General features: G+C 35.1%; 15 protein-coding genes and 2 pseudogenes. 11 read left to right on the forward strand and 6 right to left on the reverse strand.

The window, feature by feature from the left end; genetic code table 11:
- The 5 genes and pseudogenes from AC3WR0_RS20750 to AC3WR0_RS20770 form a co-directional block, all read right to left on the reverse strand.
- Positions 1–195, reverse strand: a pseudogene (locus AC3WR0_RS20750) (IS3 family transposase); the annotation flags it as partial.
- A gap of 880 nt (positions 196–1,075) precedes the next feature.
- Positions 1,076–2,194: a radical SAM/CxCxxxxC motif protein YfkAB gene (gene yfkAB / locus AC3WR0_RS20755; RefSeq protein ID WP_492554069.1), complete on the reverse strand. Its 1,119-nt coding sequence runs from the start codon at positions 2,192–2,194 to the stop codon at positions 1,076–1,078.
- A 210-nt stretch (positions 2,195–2,404) separates the two neighbouring features.
- Complete coding sequence (locus AC3WR0_RS20760) at positions 2,405–2,605, reverse strand: hypothetical protein (RefSeq protein ID WP_492554070.1); 201 nt, start codon at positions 2,603–2,605, stop codon at positions 2,405–2,407.
- A 213-nt stretch (positions 2,606–2,818) separates the two neighbouring features.
- A complete protein-coding gene (locus tag AC3WR0_RS20765) occupies positions 2,819–4,336 on the reverse strand; it encodes a COG4705 family protein (protein WP_492554071.1) in 1,518 nt (505 codons plus the stop codon).
- Positions 4,337–4,431: 95 nt separating this feature from the next.
- Entirely contained in the window at positions 4,432–5,268 is an 837-nt protein-coding gene (locus tag AC3WR0_RS20770) for a COG4705 family protein (protein WP_492554072.1), read from the reverse strand.
- Between the two features lie 572 nt (positions 5,269–5,840).
- Here AC3WR0_RS20770 and AC3WR0_RS20775 point away from each other — a divergent pair.
- The 4 genes and pseudogenes from AC3WR0_RS20775 to AC3WR0_RS20790 form a co-directional block, all read left to right on the forward strand.
- Positions 5,841–6,854, forward strand: a pseudogene (locus AC3WR0_RS20775) (N-6 DNA methylase); the annotation flags it as partial.
- The gene (locus AC3WR0_RS20780; protein WP_492554073.1) at positions 6,847–8,046 is read left to right on the forward strand and encodes a restriction endonuclease subunit S; all 1,200 of its coding nucleotides are present in this window, start codon (positions 6,847–6,849) and stop codon (positions 8,044–8,046) included. The pseudogene AC3WR0_RS20775 and the gene AC3WR0_RS20780, both read left to right, overlap by 8 nt.
- Before the next feature lie 49 nt (positions 8,047–8,095).
- Entirely contained in the window at positions 8,096–9,964 is a 1,869-nt protein-coding gene (locus tag AC3WR0_RS20785) for a type I restriction endonuclease subunit R (RefSeq protein ID WP_492554074.1), read from the forward strand.
- Positions 9,965–9,976: 12 nt separating this feature from the next.
- On the forward strand, positions 9,977–11,293 hold the full coding sequence (locus AC3WR0_RS20790; protein ID WP_492554075.1) for a type I restriction enzyme endonuclease domain-containing protein: 1,317 nt from the start codon (positions 9,977–9,979) through the stop codon (positions 11,291–11,293).
- A gap of 171 nt (positions 11,294–11,464) precedes the next feature.
- On the opposite strand, the gene AC3WR0_RS20795 is transcribed toward AC3WR0_RS20790, so the two are convergent.
- Positions 11,465–12,436: a hypothetical protein gene (locus AC3WR0_RS20795; RefSeq protein ID WP_492554076.1), complete on the reverse strand. Its 972-nt coding sequence runs from the start codon at positions 12,434–12,436 to the stop codon at positions 11,465–11,467.
- A gap of 1,028 nt (positions 12,437–13,464) precedes the next feature.
- On the opposite strand from AC3WR0_RS20795, the gene AC3WR0_RS20800 reads away from it, so the two are divergent.
- The 7 genes from AC3WR0_RS20800 (at position 13,465) to AC3WR0_RS20830 (ending at position 20,094) form a co-directional block, all read left to right on the forward strand.
- Complete coding sequence (locus AC3WR0_RS20800; RefSeq protein WP_492554077.1) at positions 13,465–14,865, forward strand: ComEC/Rec2 family competence protein; 1,401 nt, start codon at positions 13,465–13,467, stop codon at positions 14,863–14,865.
- 12 nt (positions 14,866–14,877) lie between these two features.
- Positions 14,878–15,090: a DUF3006 domain-containing protein gene (locus AC3WR0_RS20805; RefSeq protein WP_492554078.1), complete on the forward strand. Its 213-nt coding sequence runs from the start codon at positions 14,878–14,880 to the stop codon at positions 15,088–15,090.
- 120 nt (positions 15,091–15,210) lie between these two features.
- Positions 15,211–15,480, forward strand: coding sequence for an excalibur calcium-binding domain-containing protein (locus tag AC3WR0_RS20810; protein ID WP_492554079.1), 270 nt, complete (start codon positions 15,211–15,213; stop codon positions 15,478–15,480).
- Positions 15,481–16,480: 1,000 nt separating this feature from the next.
- Complete coding sequence (locus AC3WR0_RS20815; RefSeq protein ID WP_492554080.1) at positions 16,481–17,578, forward strand: ABC transporter substrate-binding protein; 1,098 nt, start codon at positions 16,481–16,483, stop codon at positions 17,576–17,578.
- Positions 17,568–18,398, forward strand: coding sequence for an alkaline phosphatase family protein (locus tag AC3WR0_RS20820; protein ID WP_492554081.1), 831 nt, complete (start codon positions 17,568–17,570; stop codon positions 18,396–18,398). Before AC3WR0_RS20815 ends, AC3WR0_RS20820 begins: the two co-directional genes overlap by 11 nt.
- Positions 18,399–18,466: 68 nt before the next feature.
- A complete protein-coding gene (locus tag AC3WR0_RS20825; protein WP_492554082.1) occupies positions 18,467–19,312 on the forward strand; it encodes an ABC transporter permease in 846 nt (281 codons plus the stop codon).
- A 2-nt stretch (positions 19,313–19,314) separates the two neighbouring features.
- Positions 19,315–20,094, forward strand: a complete 780-nt coding sequence (locus AC3WR0_RS20830; protein ID WP_492554122.1) for an ABC transporter permease — start codon at positions 19,315–19,317, stop codon at positions 20,092–20,094.
- Position 20,095 lies beyond the last annotated feature (1 nt).

Consider the following 20,095-nt stretch of genomic DNA (forward strand, 5'->3'; position numbering starts at 1 on the left):
TTTCGGTCCGATCACTTCAAGGTTAAATCCGTGTTCCACAAAGATTTGGGAAGGAGATTTCCCTTGTTTATACTCGTGGACAGCTTGTATTTTAAATTCAGGTTTATAGGAAATGGACCGGTCTGAAGCATGTAAAATATTTGGATTTTTCTCCAATTCTTTAATTTGAAATTCAGTATAAAAATTCCGACTCATCATAATCCTCCGTTCATACTCATTGGACTCATTATAAACGGGATTTTTTCTGAGGAACACAAAAACCCCGAATAAGGGGCACTTTTTTAATCGTGTCCGTTATTCGGGGTATGGATCATTTACTCCCTACCTTTTTTATTTGCCGAAAATAGAGAATCAATACATATTCATCTTTATATTGTAATTATATTAAAAATGGTGAACATTAAGGCCGTAAGGATTAAACCGGAAAACAAAATAATTTGGGGAATATTTTCCTCCAATTAAAATAACTTCTATTGTTACCATATGGATCAAAAGGTGCATTTTTAACAAAGGAAGCTACAATTGCTGAATTGATAGTTGATACAGGAATTCTTTTATATTCGGATTTCGATTTGGTGATTCCTTCACTTAAAACACTTAACCAATTGTTTCTAAAAGGTTATTTTCCCCGATCTGGTGAGTGGGAACCCTTTGAAATTAACGAAGAAGAATACAAAGATTTAGTAAGGCCTTTAACCTCGTTACCGTCGCCGAGACCATATAGAACGATTGATAATACCTAATAATACCTGCAATGTGAAGAGTTGCACTTAAACTATAGGGTGCGTTAGTTGAAGACGAGTCCCAAAAGGGACGTTTCAGGAGGAAATGCCTTAATAGGTCTAAATGCGTCTTATTTGCCAAAAGCATTTTAATATCACAACTCAATTATTTTTGCCATTCTTGAGTCAGAGGAGATTTTAGCTGGATAATTCCTGAGCTGATTGATGATATTATGTTTCATTACTTTACTTCTTTGAAAATAATCAAAAATGCTGCCAGACTTTCTATCGAGCAGCATTTTATTTTTATCTTTAACCAGAAATTAATAAATTCCAACGGGGTAAACAGTTTTTTATCTGCTTATATTATTTTTAAGTATACTAAAATCTCGATTTTGGTAATAAGTATTTTTTACTAAAATATTGGGACCAAGGCAAGAAACAGCGGGACAATGACAGCTTAATTCTTGAGATATTTTCGAATCCTGCCATTTCTGATACGCTTCTTGCAGATTGGTAGTTTGAACATTTCCAAGAGGTGGAGTATCGCCAAAATCTGTGACAATAATATCGCCACTAAATATATTAATATTCAGACGTGAACGGCCATCAGGATCATTCCTGATCGTTACATTCTTACTAGTGTAAAGACGTTCTAATAGACTTAAATCTTCTGGATTGTTACTACATGCATAGAATGGCAGTGTTCCAAATAACATCCACACATTTTCATCACGGACATCGAGTAAATGATGAACGGCTCCTCTGATTTCTTCCAGTGATAATACTTCAAGGCTGCTTGCAAAATCACTAGGATACATTGGATGTATCTCATGTCGTTGACAGAACATGTCATCAACAATTTGCTTATGTATTTTTTCCAAATGTGGTAAAGTTCGTTTATTTAACATTGTTTCTGCAGAAACCATTATACCCGCTTTCACTAACTCTCTGCTGTTTTCTGTTATTTTTTCAAAATATTTCATCATTTGTAAATAGGTGGGCTTTTTGTCCATCCGTGCGAAACCGCCCTCCGCGAAATCTTCTACGGTGCCCCAGTTGTGTGAGATATGAAGGACATCTAGATAAGGAGTAATTGATTCGTACCGAGCTAAATCCTGGGTGAGATTAGAATTGATTTGCGTACGCACACCGCGAGCATGAGCATACTTTAATATCGGCAATACATAATTTTTTACTGAAGAAAGGGAAAGCATAGGTTCTCCACCTGTTATACTCAAGGACCTAAGTGTAGGAATTTCATCTAATCTATGTAATATCATTTCTAACGGGAGTGCTGCCGGGTCTTTTGTCTGGAGAGTGTAACCAACTGCACAGTGCTCACAGCGCATATTGCAAAGAGTTGTAGTAGTGAATTCGATATTAGTAAGTTGGGGTTTGCCATATTGCTCAATATCCAGATAAGCTTCCCATGGATCATATTGAGGGGTGATTTTTTTTGTAGTTAACATGATTAACTCCTTAGTATTTGTATTGAAAAAACTTTATTATTATAACTCTTAAGGGATGTTCTTGCTATTACAAATTGACCGTGATCAACTCTATTAATGAAGATATATATACTAATTGTCTAAAAACCCTTAATGCTTATTAGATACATACGTGAACTAACCCATAAAAAAAATAAAAGGAGTAACCTACTCCTTATTAGATGAAAGTTGTCAGCCTCCTTCGATACAAGTAGAAGAGGAGCTTCCAACAATTTTATTTAATTCTTTAATAACTAAATTAAGGATGTTTGTTTCAACTGTTTTTTCCAAGGGCTTTTCTGAGATAGGTACATTAAATATACTAAAAACATCTTTAGTATTAGTCCAAATTTCAGAGATAGCTTTGGGTGACATATTTGGTTGAATGACCAAAAGAGCCTCCTCCTTTCAAAGGTTAAATAAATCTTATCATTTGAAGACTGTTATTGCACAATATGATGATATTATGCAGGAATGTTCTTAAACAAACGGGTGCTTTACATCAATAAGGGGTAGAGCTTTTTTTGTTGTTCCACTAACATGGCTGTTTAGTTTAATAAGAGTTCCATTTTAAAAAGGAACCGCGATTGGCGATTCCTAAGATTATTATTTATTTGCTGTGTTTATGGTACTAAGTGACTTGTTAATTGCGGTTTTACACTTCTTTACATCGAGATTAGATGAACGAACTGCTGCTAATACAACATCAATTGTTCCATCAATTTTCGTCCATGTAGCGCCATCGATATTTCGAAGCCTAGGTTCCTGTGTGTCCCATTGATGTTCTAATTTATCTGCCCCTTTTTTCGCTGAAACAAAGTCATTTTTGTTTACACCGTTTAGTATATCATTTTCGATTTTTGCAAAATCGTTTAACTGTCCAGATAATGTAGTTTGTGAGGCACCGGATTTTGATGTTGATTTATTTGCATCTTTTAGGGCACTAATTGAATTATTAAGTGCTGTTTTGCTTTGATTAACATCAGGTCTTGAAGAACGAACCGCTGCTAGCACAGAGTCAATTGTTCCATCAATTTTTGTCCATGTAGTGCTATCAATTTTTCGAAGCTTAGGTTCTTGTGTATCCCACTGATGTTCCAAATTATCAGCGCTGTTTTTTGCTGATGCAAAGTCGTTTTTATTTACAGCGTTTAGCATATCATTTTCAATTTTAACAAAATCGTTTAATTGACCTGCTAATGTAGCTTGCTCTGCAGCACCTTGGGATGCAATAAAATGACTGCGCCAGATGTAACCACCTATACCAACAACTAAGAAAATTACGAGTACAATAATCGTTTGTGTTATCACATTTCTCTTATTTGCATTACTTTGGTTTGTTTCCGCTATATCACTTTTAGCATTTGTATCAATTTTTGAAACGGCAAGGAAAACGATGATCGCAAAAATAGCGATAAGAAAAATCACACTTGTAACGGTTGTCCCAAGTCCTAATCCGCCATTTACTTTTGGTTGAGATAGGTAATCTCCAAGAGACGCTCCAAGCGGACGAGTTAAAATATACGCAATCCAGAAAGCTAATACTCCGTCAAGTTTCAAAAATTTATAAGCTAAGAACACAAGAGCAATAATAATAACAACGCCTATTCCTGTATTAAGATAACCAAAACCAAGTTGTTCAGAATATAAATCGCCTACCGCTGTTCCTAGGGCAAAGGTGAAAAGAATCGTAAGCCAGTAGAAAACTTCTCTTTTTCTAGTAAAAATCGAGTGGATCGATAGTGTTTTTTCACTAAGATACCAAAATAGAAAAGTCAGTCCTAGTAGCACCGAGAAAACAGCTGTACTAACCTCAAGTGGTACACCCATATTATCTGTCAAATTATCCGTTACCAATGTTCCAAATACGCTTATAAGAACAACTGTTATCCAGTAAATGACTGGAACATATTTGTTTGCTTTAAATTGAAAAAACAATGCAATAAAAAATGCAACTCCCATAATAATGGTAGTAAAAGTTAAACCAAGTCCAATGTTGAAATTGATGAAATCAGCAAATGTTTCACCAACAGTTGTACACAACACTTTGATAACCCAAAAGAAAATCGTCACTTGTGGCACTTTGTTAAGTAAATTTTTCATTTTATTTTGGTCTTCTTGCATATATAATTTCCTTTCTTTAAGTGGTTTCCCCACATCTTAAATTTATTTCTCTCACTCTGCATAAGGGTGCCCATCCAGGGTACAGCGTATAACTACTAAGATGCTCTTTCCTTTTCTTCGTTAAATTCCACGCTTTTTGCGGGTGAGCCTCCCCGAAAGATGACTAGGAGGATAATAAAGATCAGTAAAACAAGGCTAACTATACCTTTGTCTATCCCCAGACCACCGTGGCTATGAGACGCTGCTAACCAATCCGAGAACGAGGCACCTACTGGACGCGTCATGATATAAGCGAACCAGAAGGCAAAAATTTCATTAAGACCAAATAATCGGTAACCCAAAGCTGGAATTACAAGCAAGACAGTAAATAATAAACCTGAAGAGAAGTAGCCCAAGTGCATGCTTGATGCGGTCATATCCCCTGCTGCGGTACCGAGTGCAAATGTAACCAGTACGGTGAGCCAGTAAAAGATCTCCCGGCGACGGGTGAAAATGCTGTGTACGGACAGAGTTTTTTCTTTAGAATACCAAGCTATGAGAACGACGGCGAGTGCTGCTATAAAGAAAATGGTTGAAACGATGTAGGGTATGCCCAGTCCAACCCGAACCACATCTGCAGCCATTGTGCCAAATATACTAACCATAATGACAACTAACCAGTAGACCTTTGGTATATATCGGCGTACTTTGAACTGTAATATCATTGCGGCTACGAAAATAAGAACACTTAGCGGTGCTGAAATAAGCGGATTTAGATTCTCGAATAAATAATCGGATGCTACTTCACCCATTCCGGTAGTCAGTAGCTTAGTAATCCAAAAGTAAAGTGTAATTTCCGGAACTTTAGCAAACATTTCTTTTGCCTGATTCATGGTGACCGATAAAGATTTGTTCATATTTAAGGACCTTCTTCCAATAATCTTCAATGACAAAGGCGTTAATACAGCTGCAAATCTTTCTTGTTGATAACATATCTTCAGCTAGTACGCCTAGTGTAGTTGTACAAATCCTAAAACCTTGGTAAGTCAAAATCAAATAGTAACTTCTGGTGATTTGCTTAACATTTGAAGACTTGAAGGTTGTAGCATTTTTGTATGTTTTGAAACGGCTAAGTAAAGAATTCATCTCCTTTTATGAAGTATATTGTTTCTAAGTATTTTCCATCTCTTGTTCGTTTGAGATGACGCTAGTCTCTACTATATTACAAATTGGTCAGCTATTTATTAAACCTAAATTAAAATTAACTTAAGTGTCTATTAAGTATAGGTGGCATTTTATAATTGTACATATGGTCCAGTTAAACTTCAGAAAATCTTAAGGTTTTCTCAGTAGGTCAATACATATAAATTTAAAATAACTAGGTTGATCCATAACCACTATTACAATTTTTGTGGCAGGAGCTAGAACAACAAAGATCTTCTAAACAGGATTGTGAATAAATGTATTGTGCGAAACGTTTCCTTATAAGTGAAAAAATAAAGAAAAGCATGGAGAGAGCAATGCATTAAATCTTCGAGCATACGGTGTAGAGAAAACAAGTGAAACAGTAAAATTGGCAAAAATGAACTTAGCTCTAAATAATATTAGAGGGGAAATAATTGAGGCTAATTCTTACTATAGTGACCCTCATAATAGCTATGGTGCTTTTGATTATGTAATGGCAAATCCACCTTTCAATGTTGATGAAGTTGAACTTGATTTAGTTAAGGGGCAGCCACGCTTTAACGAGTATGGTATACCACAAAATAAAACAAAATCATCAAAGAAAAATAGTGATAGAACTGAAAAGGTACCAAATGCAAATTACCTTTGGATAAACCAGTTTGCTACTGCACTTAAACCTAATGGAAGAGCAGCGCTTGTTATGGCAAATTCCGCCTCGGATGCAGGTAATAGTGAAAAGGATATAAGGATTAAGCTTATTGAGAGCGGTATTATCAGCCAAATGGTAACCCTACCATCTAATATGTTTAATACTGTTACATTACCTGCAACCCTTTGGTTTTTTAATAAATCAAAGCCTAAAGAGGATGAAATATTATTTATTGATGCAAGAAATATTTTTACAGTAGTTGATAGATCACATCGTAAGTTTTCTGATGAGCAAATTAAAAACCTTGCAATAATTTCAAGACTTTATGAGGGTAAGGAAAATGAATTTTTCTCATTATTAGATGAATATAAGTTAAACATGGAAAAATCAGAGGATAAGGAGTATTGGCAAGATAATATAAACTGGCTATTAGAGCGGTTTCCAGATGGAAAATATAGAGATGTAGTAGGACTGTGTAAAGTTTCTTCTATTCGAGAAAAAGACGGAATAAAGGATCAAGATTATTCTCTTAATCCAGGAAGATATGTTGGAGTAGTTATTGAAGAGGATGGTTTAACAAAACTGGAATTTAATGCTGAGATGTTATCTTTAAACGAAGAACTATTACAACTTAACGCCAAAGCTAAAGAGCTCGAAAGGCAAATTGCAATGAATTTGCAGTTTTTGGTAAATAGCAATGGTTAAATATAAGCATTTAAGTCAAGCCTGCAAGTTTGTAAATGAAAGAATTAATTTGGATGAAATAAGTATAAATAATTATATTTCTACCGAAAATATGTTAGCTGAAAAAGGTGGAGTTAAAAAAGCAACATCTTTGCCCGACGCAAAATCAGTTTCATATTTTTATGAAACTGATATTTTAACATCTAATATTAGACCTTATTTCAAGAAAATATGGTTTGCAACTAAAACTGGCGGCTGCTCAAATGATGTATTGGTTCTTAGAGCAAACAAAACAACCGATCCTAAATTTTTATATTATGCATTGTCCGATAATAATTTTTTCAATTATGCTACGGTTACTTCAAAAGGTACGAAAATGCCTAGAGGTAGTAAATCCGCGATAATGAAATATTTAATTCCTGATATTCCATTACCAACTCAAAAAAAAATAGCAGAAATACTTTCCACATATGATTATCTAGTTGAGAACAACAACAAAAGGATTAAACTTCTAAAAAAGATATCACAAGAGATTTATAAAGAATGGTTTGTTCGTATGAGGTTTAGTGGATATAATACTTCAAAATTTCTAGACGGTATTCCTGAGGGATGGGAAACTGTTCGGTTAGGTGATCAAATAAATATCACTTCGAGCAAGAGAGTGTTTCTCTCAGATTATGTCGAAAATGGGATTCCTTTTTATCGCTCAAAAGAGGTTATTCAGTTAGCAAATGGACAACCAATTTCGGAACCAATTTATATAGATGAGCAAAAATATTTTGAGTTCAAGGATAAATATGGAGTACCTAAAGTAAATGATATTTTGCTAACTTCTGTAGGAACAATAGGTGTTTCAATTTTGATAAGTGATGACAATCCATTTTACTTTAAAGACGGTAATTTAACATGGTTTCAAAGCAGTTCTAATCCAAATTTTGCATTGTATTTGTACATTTGGTTAAATTCAGAGTTTGGGAAACAGCAAATATTATCTTCGACCATTGGAACATCCCAAAGTGCATTGACAATAGAAAATCTAAATAAAAATAAAATAATAAAACCCAGTGATCAAGTGTTAAAGGAGTTTACCGAACTGGTAAAGCCAATATTAATAGAAGTGAATAATTTACAAACTCAAAATCGTAACTTAGTAAAACAACGTGATTTAATTTTACCTCGGCTATTGAGCGGTAAATTAGAAGTACAATTGTAATTGAAAAGATGTTTATTTTTTGAATTGATTTAATGGGGAGGTTGATGCTATGCCAAAAATAATTACTGAAGATATGATAGAACAAGCTATGATAGCAACCTTAGTTTCTTCCGATTTTCAATTTAATCACTTGAACTGTTTTACAATAAATCCTGATGATTTGAATGATGGTACCAATCGTGAAAATAAAAAGCAAGTTGTTCTTTATGATATTCTTTTCAGGCAATTACAGATAATCAACCCTAACATACCGATTGATACTTTAAAAAACATTGCATTGGATCAAGTTTCTCTAAGTTTAAATGTTGATATAATGAAAGCTAACTACGAAAACTATAACAATATTAGAAATGAAATTAGAGTTGAATATCAGAAAAATGGTAAAAGAGAAGTAGGATATGTAAAGCTTATTGATTTTAATAATAAAAAGAATAATGATTTCACTGTTTGTACTCAAATGTGGATTAAAGGTGAAATATATTATAGACGGCCAGACCTTATAATACTCATAAATGGTCTACCAATTGTATTTATAGAATTGAAAAACTCAGATATAAAAGTTAAAAATGCTTATGATAAAAATTTAACAGACTATTTGAGAGATATTCCTCAGCTTTTTTATTTTAATCAGATTTGTGTTTTATCGAACGGAATCGAAACAAGACTGGGGAGTTTTAATGCAGAATATGAACACTTTTTTGAATGGCTTAAACTTGAGGATGAGAAAGAAACACCAAATAGAAAAAAAATAAAATCTGATGGTATTAGTCTCTTATATCTGGCTAAGGGATTACTGAAGAAAGATAATTTATTAGATTATATCGAAAACTTCATATTATTTGATAGAAAACAAACAAAACTTATAGCAAAAAACCACCAATATTTAGGTGTTAATAATGCCGTGAAAGCATTTGAAAACAGAGAAAGTCTCAAAGGGAAGCTAGGAGTTTTTTGGCACACACAAGGTAGCGGAAAAAGCTATTCAATGGTCATGTTTGCTAGAAAAATAATACGCAAATATAAAGGTAATTTTACTTTTTTAATAATTACTGATAGAGAAGATCTAGATGGCCAAATTTATAAAAATTTCTTGCGAACCGGGGTTATTTCAAAAGATGAACAAGTCCGCCCTAAGAACAGTTCTCAACTAAGAGAATATTTGCAAACGAATAAAACATTTATTTTTTCGCTGATTCATAAATTTCGATATGATAAAGGAAAAAAGTACCCAGTACTTTCTAATCGTGATGATATTATTGTAATAGTTGATGAGGCACATAGAACACAGTATAAAGACCTAGCCGAGAATATGCGGGCTGGTCTAAAAAATGCACAGTATATTGCCTTCACTGGGACACCGTTATTAGGAAATAAGCATCTTACTAATGCTTGGTTTGGAGATTATATTAGTGAATACAACTTTGCACAATCTATTGAAGATGGTGCAACTGTACCTCTTTTTTACTCAAAACGTGTTCCAACTGTTGATTTAATTAACATTAATTTAGATAATGATTTCGCTGATATTATTGAAAGTGAGGATTTAACTGAAGAGGAACAAAAACGCCTTAAAAAGTTTTATAGCCATGAAATGGAAGTGTTGAAGCGTGACGATCGCCTTGAGGCTGTAGCAAAGGATATTGTCTATCATTTTCCGCGGAGGGGTTACCTTGGAAAAGGTATGGTTGTTTCTGTTGATAAATTTACTGCAGTTAAAATGTATGATAAGGTCCAGTATCATTGGAGCGAAGAAATTAAGCGTTTAAATAAAGAAATTAAAAAGGAATCTGATGAATTAAAAAGGGCAACTTTAAAAAAGATTGTAGAGTATATGAGATCAGTTGAAATGGCGGTGGTAATCAGCCGTGAAGACGGAGAAGATGAAAAATTTTCAAAACAGGGTTTAAACATTAAATGACATAGGGATAGAATGAATTTGGTGGATGAAAATGGTTTTGATATTGAAGATCACTTTAAAAATCCACAACACAAGCTTTCACTGGTATTTGTATGTTCTATGTGGCTAACTGGTTTTGATGTTCCAAGCGTTTCTGCTATATATTTAGATAAGCCTATGAAGGGGCATACACTTATGCAAGCAATTGCAAGAGCAAACAGAGTGGCTCCTGGAAAAACAGGCGGTATTGTAGTTGATTATCTCAATATCTTTAAGTATATGAAAAAAGCACTTGGTGAATATGCGGATTCTAATAATAATAATGAAATGCCTGTAAAGGATATAGATAATTTAATAGTATTGATAAATAGAACAATAGATGAGACATCTGAATTTTGTAATTCTATTGGAATTAATTTAAATTCCATTCTTGTTGAGGAAAATACATTTAAAAAATTAGGCATTTTTAAGAATTATGCGAATGTAATTCTTGGTAATGACGATAACAAAAATCAATATAAAGTTTATTCTAATTTGGCTGAAAATCTATATGAAGCTAGTAAGCCAGAAATCTTTTCTACTTCATGGGATAATCCCATGTTAAAGGTAATTTTGTATTTACGTGGGATTATTGATGGAAATGTCAGAGATGAAAGTATAGAAAAAGCAAAAATAAAGGTTAATGAATTGTTGGACCAGAGTATCGAAGCAGTCAAGGTACTTGAATCAAACGGTGAATATGGAATTGTAAAGTCCAAGGTGATTGACCTATCGAAATTGGATATAGAAAAAATAAGAGAACAATTCAAGGCAACTCCATATAAAAATATTGAAATCAGTGATTTAAGAGTATTTATAGAGGAGAAGCTTAGTGCTATGCTCCAAAAAAATGTAACCCGGACTAAGTTTTCTGAAATTTACAAAGGTATTATAGACAGATATAATGCAGGTGGTTCTGAAAATGAAAATTTCTATGAGGAGTTATTAAAATTCGTTGATAAAATGATGGAAGAAGAAGAGCGGCATATTAAAGAGAATCTTTCAGAGGAAGAATTGGAGTTATTTGACCTTCTATTGAAGGATAAACTAACTAAAAAGGAAGAACAACAAGTTAAGCTATCTGCTAAAAGTTTATATGAAACTTTGGTGGAAAAGAAAAACAGCTTACTTATTGTAGATTGGTATAAAGATGAACAGCCAAAGCTAAAAGTGCAATCAGTAGTTCAGGATGTACTCGATAAAACACTTCCACAAAGTTATGACAGGGTAATATTTAAACAAAAACTTGATATTGTTTTTAACCATATTGTGGATAGGGCTACAACCGGTTATAGCTATGTTGCAAGCTAGAAATAAATGGAATGTTGATACGCTTTTAATAACTCTCCAATGTTCTGGATCTCTTTTAACTTTCTAATAGATTGTCTGATTGAAATAAAGGATGATTTATGGAGGACTGAGGACTATTTAAAAAAGCACAGCTTTTTATAACTGTGCTTTTTAATGAATTTTTGCGGTGTTTTATAAATAATCTTTTTTAATTCCTTTTTTTCTTGTACTCAAATAGCGTTCATATTTTCTATCGAGAAAATATGTTGTATCGTTACTATATATCCAATCTAACAATTGGTTAGCCTTTCTTCCGCTTAAAGAAAAACCGGGATATATTTTTCTAATAAATGTTTTGTTAATATTCCAAGTGAACCTCTTGTTTAGAAATGCAATACACCCATCTATAAAATCATTAGATCCACAATAGAGTCTAACCCCACCATCTTTTCTAATATTACCATCACCATCGATAACCCCTCTTAAGAACATGCTTGCACACGTATCATTGAAAAAACTGTCAGGGAATTTTAAGGTTTTGGTTTTCGCGGGTGTAATATTAAAATGATTAAACAATTCATCAATTAGTGTCTTAGAAGTCATAGTTAAATCGTAACTTTTATTGTATAACCTCACTTCACCAGTAAATTCAAAGTATCTTGCTAAAGCCTTAAATAATGTTTTTGAACATTCGTCATTTGACCTTATTGAAACTCTTGGTGTTGTGCCCGAATCAACATGTCCATCTGTAGCTACATATCCAGCATAATAACAAAAAATCGGGTCCTTATAATCGAATAAGGAATCTTTACAAGTATGTTTATATGTTTTTAAGCCATAGAAGCCATGAGTTTTAATCCATTTATCTACACGCCCATCCGAAACCCCTAGTTCAGCAGCTATTTGAGAAGCGGGTTTTCTTATAATTAAATATTCATTTTTTAACCAATCCTTGTTACTTAAATACTGCTTTGTAATATGTTGTTTTGGATCAGGGGTTATTTGAGTTTTATAAATACCGTACTTTCTATTTAAATAATCCTTAACAGTCCATACACTGACATTAAGCAGTTTAGCAATGTTTCTTATTGAAATATTTTCTTCAATATAAAGTCTATACATTTCATCTTTATTTAAAAGAATTTTCTTTGCATCGTGATTCATAATTACTCTCCTCTTTAATTGTTGAAGCTTGTCATATCAACCTTTAGAGGAGTGTTTGTTGGTGCCCATTTTGGTGCCCAAATGGTGCCATTCGATATATTAGGTTAAACCTTTCATATTTTGAATTTATGTAAACCTTGTTGTATCAACGTTTTTCAAATAATAAAGGTCTTACCTATAATATTTAAAGTTAAAAAGCTAGTAAAATTCGCTTTGACAGGGAAGGGGTCGGGGGTTCGAATCCCTCTCAGATCATAAGACTAAGCCTTGGTAACCCTGTGTTATCAAGGCTTTTCTGTTTTATACAGAAAAATTAAAGGTGGCAGATTGGTGGCATATTCCTATGCCTTTTCCTTATTAGAGGATTAAATAAACTTTCAAATTTATCCGCGGCTGCCTCATCTGCACTATCTAAAGCGTGCCCATATAAATCCATTGTTGTTCCTATTTAGCACTTATAGTTTTCCTATGCACCCCCTGGTTTATTAAGAGGGTAGCTGGAGTGTGTCATAGGTCGTGGAATTTCTCCAATATCCCGAAATACTAGATGGATGCTAGGGCTACCGTTCCAAGCAGAAAACAACAGATTACGGCCTTGCCCTTCCCATTTGTCTCCCAAACGTAATTTCTGTTTGTTCTTATATACCCTATATCGCCTTAGCTTTTCCGTTACTCTAGCGGCTAGAGAAATTGTTCGTATTGAATTTTTTGTTTTTGGTTCTTTAAATATATATCCATTTTCCGTTGTCTGGGTCATTAGCATCTCAACAGCAAGGGCTCATCTTGGTAAAATATTTAGCAAGACTGATGTTAAAACTAGAACTCAATTAATTAATGTTTATTACTCAGAGAAAATAGGCTCTATTTTAGAATTTAGGAATGATATTTTTGAAACGAAATAAGTTAATATCAATTATTGGACTTCTGTTTATAATTTCTGCTATGACTTAAAAATTTTGTAAAAACAGATACCGCATAAAGGGTTAAAAGAGATAATAGGTTGAGAGATTTAAAGGAGAGAAGAACAGATGAAAAAATCAAAATGGATCCTATCATTGGGAATGATTTTATCATTAACTGTATTCGGAACAGCTTGTAGCGATGTTTCTACAGTAAAAAATAACCCAACTAAAGAAACTACTAAATCATCGGCAGGAAAGGAACAATCAAAAAAAGAAAATAAAGTTGCCAAACCGGTGATAAAACCGCAAGCGCAGACAACAACAGCGCCTGTTAATAAGCAAGGTGCTACTCAAACTACAACAAAACAAGCAACATCTATTAACGGACAATTGAAAGTCTATTATTTTGATGTTGGTCAAGGTGATAGTATTTTGATACAAACCCCACAGGGGGAAGATATTTTAATTGATGGAGGAAACAATGATAAAGGGGATGATGTAGTCCGTTATCTCCAGGCTTTACACGTAAATGATTTGGAAGTCATGATAGCGACACATCCAGATGCCGACCATATAGGGGGCCTTGATACAGTCTTATCAAACGTTGTGGTAAAGTCTGTTTTTACTCCAAGAGTAACTCATACGACACAAACCTATGAAGATTTCTTGCTGGCTGTGAAACAGGAAGGGTTAAAGTTGAAAGAAGCAAAAGCAGGAGTCGACTTAGGATTAAAAGGAGCCAAGGCGAAGTTTGTAGGTCCTGTACAGAGTTATGGAAGTGAACTCAATGATTGGAGTGCTGTACTTAAGTTAGCGTTTGGAAAGAACACATTTTTATTTACTGGAGATGCTCCAATACGATCTGAAGAAGATATGATTGCAACCCGCCAGGATATTCAATCTGATGTGCTAAAGGTAGGACATCATGGTGCAAAGACTTCAACTGGTCAGAGTTTTTTAACAGCTGTAAAACCAAAGTACGCTATCATTTCAGTTGGACAAGGTAATCGTTATGGGCATCCTACCGAGGAAGTGCTTAACCGATTAAAGCAAAATGGTGTACAAATTTATCGTACGGATCAAATGAAAACCATTTTAGCAGTGGCTGATGGAAATACTATTCACTTTCAGTCTGTTGCAAACTTAACGCCAAATATTGTAAGCAATCACCCTGTTCTGAAAGTGGTTCCAACACTGGCCCCTGCACCAGTACCGGCGAAAAAGCCAACTCCTAGTGTGGCTGCTACACCGAAGGCACCAGCAAACGTCGTATTAAAAGCGAGTCTTGATAATGCTAAACCGCAACAATATCATACGATACATTTAACGGTAACAGGATTACCGGGTGCCTCTTATACAGCAACCGTGCATTATAAGAGTACGGACACAGAATATACCGGAACTGTCGGAACTGCTCTTCCAATAAGAATAAGTCGAGCAGCTTCAGGGTATGAAGTAGTCATAGATATTGTGGCCCACGCAAACGGAAAAACATATACCACACAAACATCCTTTGTACCACAATAAGGAGGAATCAAAATGAAAGTTATTGTTGATCGTTTTGAAGGAGACTTAGCTGTTTGTGAAAAAGAAGACAAATCAATGGTTGATATTCCAAAGAAAGAACTGCCAAGTGATGTAAAGCCAGGAGATGTTGTAATAATTGAAAATGGTAAGTCACGATTGGATAGAGGGGAAACGGAAGAACGGAAACAACGAATCGAAAAGTTAGCCAATGATCTATGGGAATAATTTATTAGGTAAACGGCAGAAGGCACTATCCTATTATTTGGGATTTTTGATTGTGAAACTAATAGAGTTCTATTATTATAAGTCTAGTGATAGTAAAATATGGAATGCGAGGTACTTATAATGAAGAAGGTTTTAGCTGTAGGTGTTCCGTTGGCGCTTTTATTTGGGTTGAATTTTGGATATGCACAGGAATCAGAAGCAGCAACAAAGGTTGTAACTTTTAAAAATTGTACTGAGATGAATAAAGTTTACAAAGGCGGGGTGGCCCGTGGTGCTAATATAAAAAACAAAGGCGGTAAAACAAAATATAAACCATTTGTTTCTAAAGCACTTTATGACGCTAATAAAAAGAGTGACCGTGATAATGACTTGATTGCTTGTGAACAATAAGATTTATAGAGCAAAATTTCTAGGGCCTAAAATGGTCCTTTTTTATTTTAATCACATACAGAATGTTTGTTCCTATGTGATAATATCGAGATGAGTTTTATGGCGATACGTGACCACGGTAAACAGAAATGGCAGTTTGATTTTGGGATGCAAGAATTGATTAAGGCACAATAACCTGTCAATAAAGATAACTATATGACGGCTTTACATTCGTTATAACTGGTCACATACATTATATAAACCCAATATTACGTGATCTATGGATTGACCAGGAGCGAATGAAAAAGCCAATCATTGATGAATACGAAAGGGAAGATTTTGACCAACGTATATGTCATGCGATGGAGTATAACCTGTTAAGCGATTGTGCACTTATAACAGGGAACCTTGGAAGGAAACGAAAATAAAGAAAACTTGGCTGTGTTTGGAGTCCACGAAGACGGCCAAGAAAAATTGCCAACTTTGTACCTCCCTGGGGTGGTTGGTACAAGATAATTTTACCAATAAAATAAGTGTTTAGGTAATGTACGTTTTGTGAACTTTCGTATTAGAACTAAATTGTACTACCTTTAAGATTTCTTATTGCGTTGCTTAGTTGGAATGGCGAATCGGGTCATTACCGAGTTTTAGCTGCTACGACGGATACCCACTTTCGAAAGACATCTCCAAATGCGATTGTCGCATTTGGTAAATGGGGTGTTCAAGGATATAATTGGAGATTTCAATACGAACGCTATTCAAAAGCTAGTGCAAATGGAATTTTCAAGATTTTCACCCCTAAATATACGGTTTAAGCTTGCAGCTAAATCTGCAGGCTTTTTATATTGAAAAAAAGGATTTACAATCTTCAAGCAAGCTTGAGAGAAACATTATATTTTTTTAATAACTTATTTACCTTTGATATGTAATATTAATCTCGTAAAACAAATATAAATAAACAAAAAACAAACAAAAAACAAACAAAAAACAAACAAAATACAAAGTCCGGGGGAATGTTACGATGAGAAAAAGCTCCATTATTAAAATGGCAGCTGTAGGAGTTTTATCTGTATCTATATTTACAGGATGTTCAAGCAAGGGTGAAGAACCGAAGAATGCTCAAGCTTCTAAAAAACTTTCAATTGAAGATGTGACGAAGAAAGCAAAACAAGAAGGCGAAGTAAACTCTGTAGGTATGCCGGATTCTTGGGCAAACTGGAAGGGGACTTGGGAAGATATCAATTCAAAATATGGGATTAAACATACTGATACAGATATGTCCAGTGCGGAAGAGTTAGCAAAATTTGAATCTGAAAAAGGAAATGCAACTGCGGATATCGGTGATGTAGGAGCTGCTTTTGGTCCTTTAGCAAAAGAAAAAGGTTTAACACTTCCATATAAAACATCGTATTGGAATGATGTTCCGGCCTGGGCGAAAGATAAAGATGGAGACTGGATGATCGGTTATACCGGTACAATCGCGTTTATTACAGATAAAAACAATGTAAAAAATCCACCAAAGTCATGGAAGGATCTTGAAAATGGCACTTATAAAGTAGCCATTGGAGATGTTTTAAAAGCAAGCCAGGCCCAATTCGGAGTATTGGCAGCAGCCTTAGCAAATGGTGGGGATGAAAAAAATATTAAGCCCGGTGTAGATTTCTTTGAGAAGCTTGCAAAGCAAGGCCGTCTTCAAACTAACGATGTCAAGTTAACAGCACTAGAAAAAGGGGAAATCGATGTAGCAGTCGTTTGGGATTTCAATGGGCTTGGTTATCGAGATCAAGTTGATAAAACCCGATTTGATGTTGTGATTCCGAAGGAAGCTTCCGTAATTTCAGGTTATGCATCAGTTATCAACAAATACGCAAAGCATCCAAACGCTGCAAAGCTTGCACGTGAGTATATTTTTTCAGACGCCGGACAAGCGAATCTGGCACGTGGTTATGCCCGCCCAATTCGTGAAAATGTAAAATTGCCGGAAGATGCTAAAGCGAAATTACTTCCGAATGATATGTACAAAAATGTTAAACCTGTCAAAGATGCGAAAGCATGGGAACAAAGTATGCAGCAGTTGCTATCTTTATGGCAGGAGAAAGTGTTAATAAATGTCAAATAAACTTGCCTTTATTATGCTTGATGGTATGCGTTTTGATACGGCTGTTTCCCAAATGGGCTACATGCAGCATCTGATTGAAATGGAAAAAGCCTCACGGTTTAAGGTTAAGTCTGAACTGCCGAGCTTATCCCGACCTCTCTATGAGGTGCTATTAACGGGTACACCTGTTTATGAAAATGGGATTACATCAAATCAAACAGTCCGATTGTCTCATGAAGAAAGTTTGTTTCATCTAACCAAGAAAAACGGATTAAAAAATGCCACAGCATCTTATTACTGGGTGAGTGAGCTCTATAATTCTGCCCCGTTTAACCAGATGACAGATCGAATACAGTTAGACACAGATAAACCGATTGAGCAGGGCATTTTCTACTGGGAAGACCATTATCCGGATTCGCATTTATTTTCGGATGCCAATTTTTTGCTGGATAGGTATGAACCGGATTTCCTGTATGTCCATTCAATGAATATCGATGATGATGGTCATAAGTTTACTGCTGATTCAAAAGAGTATCGGAATCGTGCCATCGCCGCAGATGTTGTTTTGGCAAATATACTTCCAAAATGGATAAATGCGGGCTATCAAATCATTGTAACTGCTGATCATGGCATGAATAATGACGGGCAGCATGGCGGCACGACAACAGCTGACCGGGATGTTCCCTTATTCATAATCAGTGACAAACTGTCATCAGGTACTTATGAAGAAGTAATTCCTCAGCTGCAGGTTGCGCCTTTAGCATGCAAGCTATTGAATATACTGCCGTCTAAAGCTATGCAAAAACTGTCCCTTCCCAACTTGAAAAAGGCGTCTTCCTAAGAAGGCGCCTTTTCTCTTAATAGGGTTAGACATTATTGATTCAAACAGAAAAAAAAGGGGTTTTCCAATTGAAACGAATAAATGGAATGCTATTGTTTAGTCTCTTGCCGTTTCTTTTGATGGTTGTTTTGTTTTTGTTTGTTCCGTTGATATTTATGATATATGGAGGCTTTCAAGCGGATGGAAGAACAGGATTTTCATTGAACCAGTATGCAGAAGTTTTTCGAAATGCTTATTACCACCAAGCCTTTAAAAATAGTATTCTGATTTCGTTTCTATCAAGTTTAATAGCTATCCTTTTCGCCATATTCGCAACCTATTCGTTAACACTTTTTTCTAGTAATATTCAAAACCGTGTGTTGATTTTTGCAAACTTAACATCTAACTTTGCAGGAATACCATTGGCTTTTGCTTTTATTGTTCTTCTAGGAAACAGCGGTTTGTTTACCTTGCTGTTTAAGCATATCGGCTGGGAAATGCTTAGTTCCTTTAATGTTTACTCCTGGTCAGGACTCGTTCTTATATATATTTACTTTCAGCTTCCTTTGGCGGTCATGCTTCTTTACCCAGTTTACCAGGGGATACAGTCTCAATGGAAAGAAGCGGCCTTCCTGCTGGGCGCTAGTCCGCTGAAGTTTTGGCTTCGTATTGGAGTACCAGTTATCCTGCCTAGTATTGCTGGTACGTTCAGTATACTGTTTGCCAATGCGATGGGAGCATATGCATCCGCTTATGCTTTGACAGGAAGTACTTATAATCTGCTCACAATACGAATTGGAGCATTAACCACCGGAGATATATTTGCAAAACCAGAACTCGGCAGTGCCATTGCGGTGTTATTGGGAATAACCTTAGTAACGGCCATGCTCATAAATGAGTGGTTAACCCGCAAAGTTCGGAGGGATTTATCTTGAAAATAAAACGTTCATTTTATCATTATCTGACGATTGGAGCAGTCCTTCTCTACTTGATCGTTCCGCTTCTTGGTACACTAATTTACTCATTCTCCACACAATGGCATAAGACCATTTTGCCTGAAGGCTTAACCTTTCAATGGTACAAAGAATTATTTGGTGATTCAGTATTTTTAAAAGCAATGGGACGGTCACTTATCCTTTCATTTGGCGCTACGGTCCTTTCACTTGTCATCATGGTACCGACTATATTCTCGATTGTTATGTATGCACCTAGGCTTGAGAAGTTCATACAATCCTTAATTGTTATGACCTACGCGATGCCAGGAGTTATCATTGCTGTTGGGTTAATTAGAGCTTATTCAAACAGTGGAATTTCTATGGTAGTTGTAACAGTGGGTGCCTATTTTGTGGGAATTCTTCCTTATATGTATCAGGGGACACGAAACAGCTTAAGGAACATTCATGCAGTATCGCTTATGGAGGCAGCAGAAATATTAGGGGCTGGCCAATTCACTGCGTTTATGAAAGTCATTTTGCCAAACATTATGACTGGCATTCTGGTTTCTTCACTACTGTCATTTTCAATATTATTCGGGGAATTTGTGCTAGTTAACCTTTTGATAGGAGGAAGCTTTGAAACCATTCAGGTCTTTTTATATAAAAAATTAAATGTTAGCGGACATATAGCAAGTGCAATTGTAGTCTGCTACTTTATTTTAATCTGCATTCTTTCAGTCGTGATTGTAAAAGTGACTCGGTCAAAAAAGGGGACGGTGTAAA

This window comes from Neobacillus sp. FW104-15D2 (genome assembly GCF_058790155.1).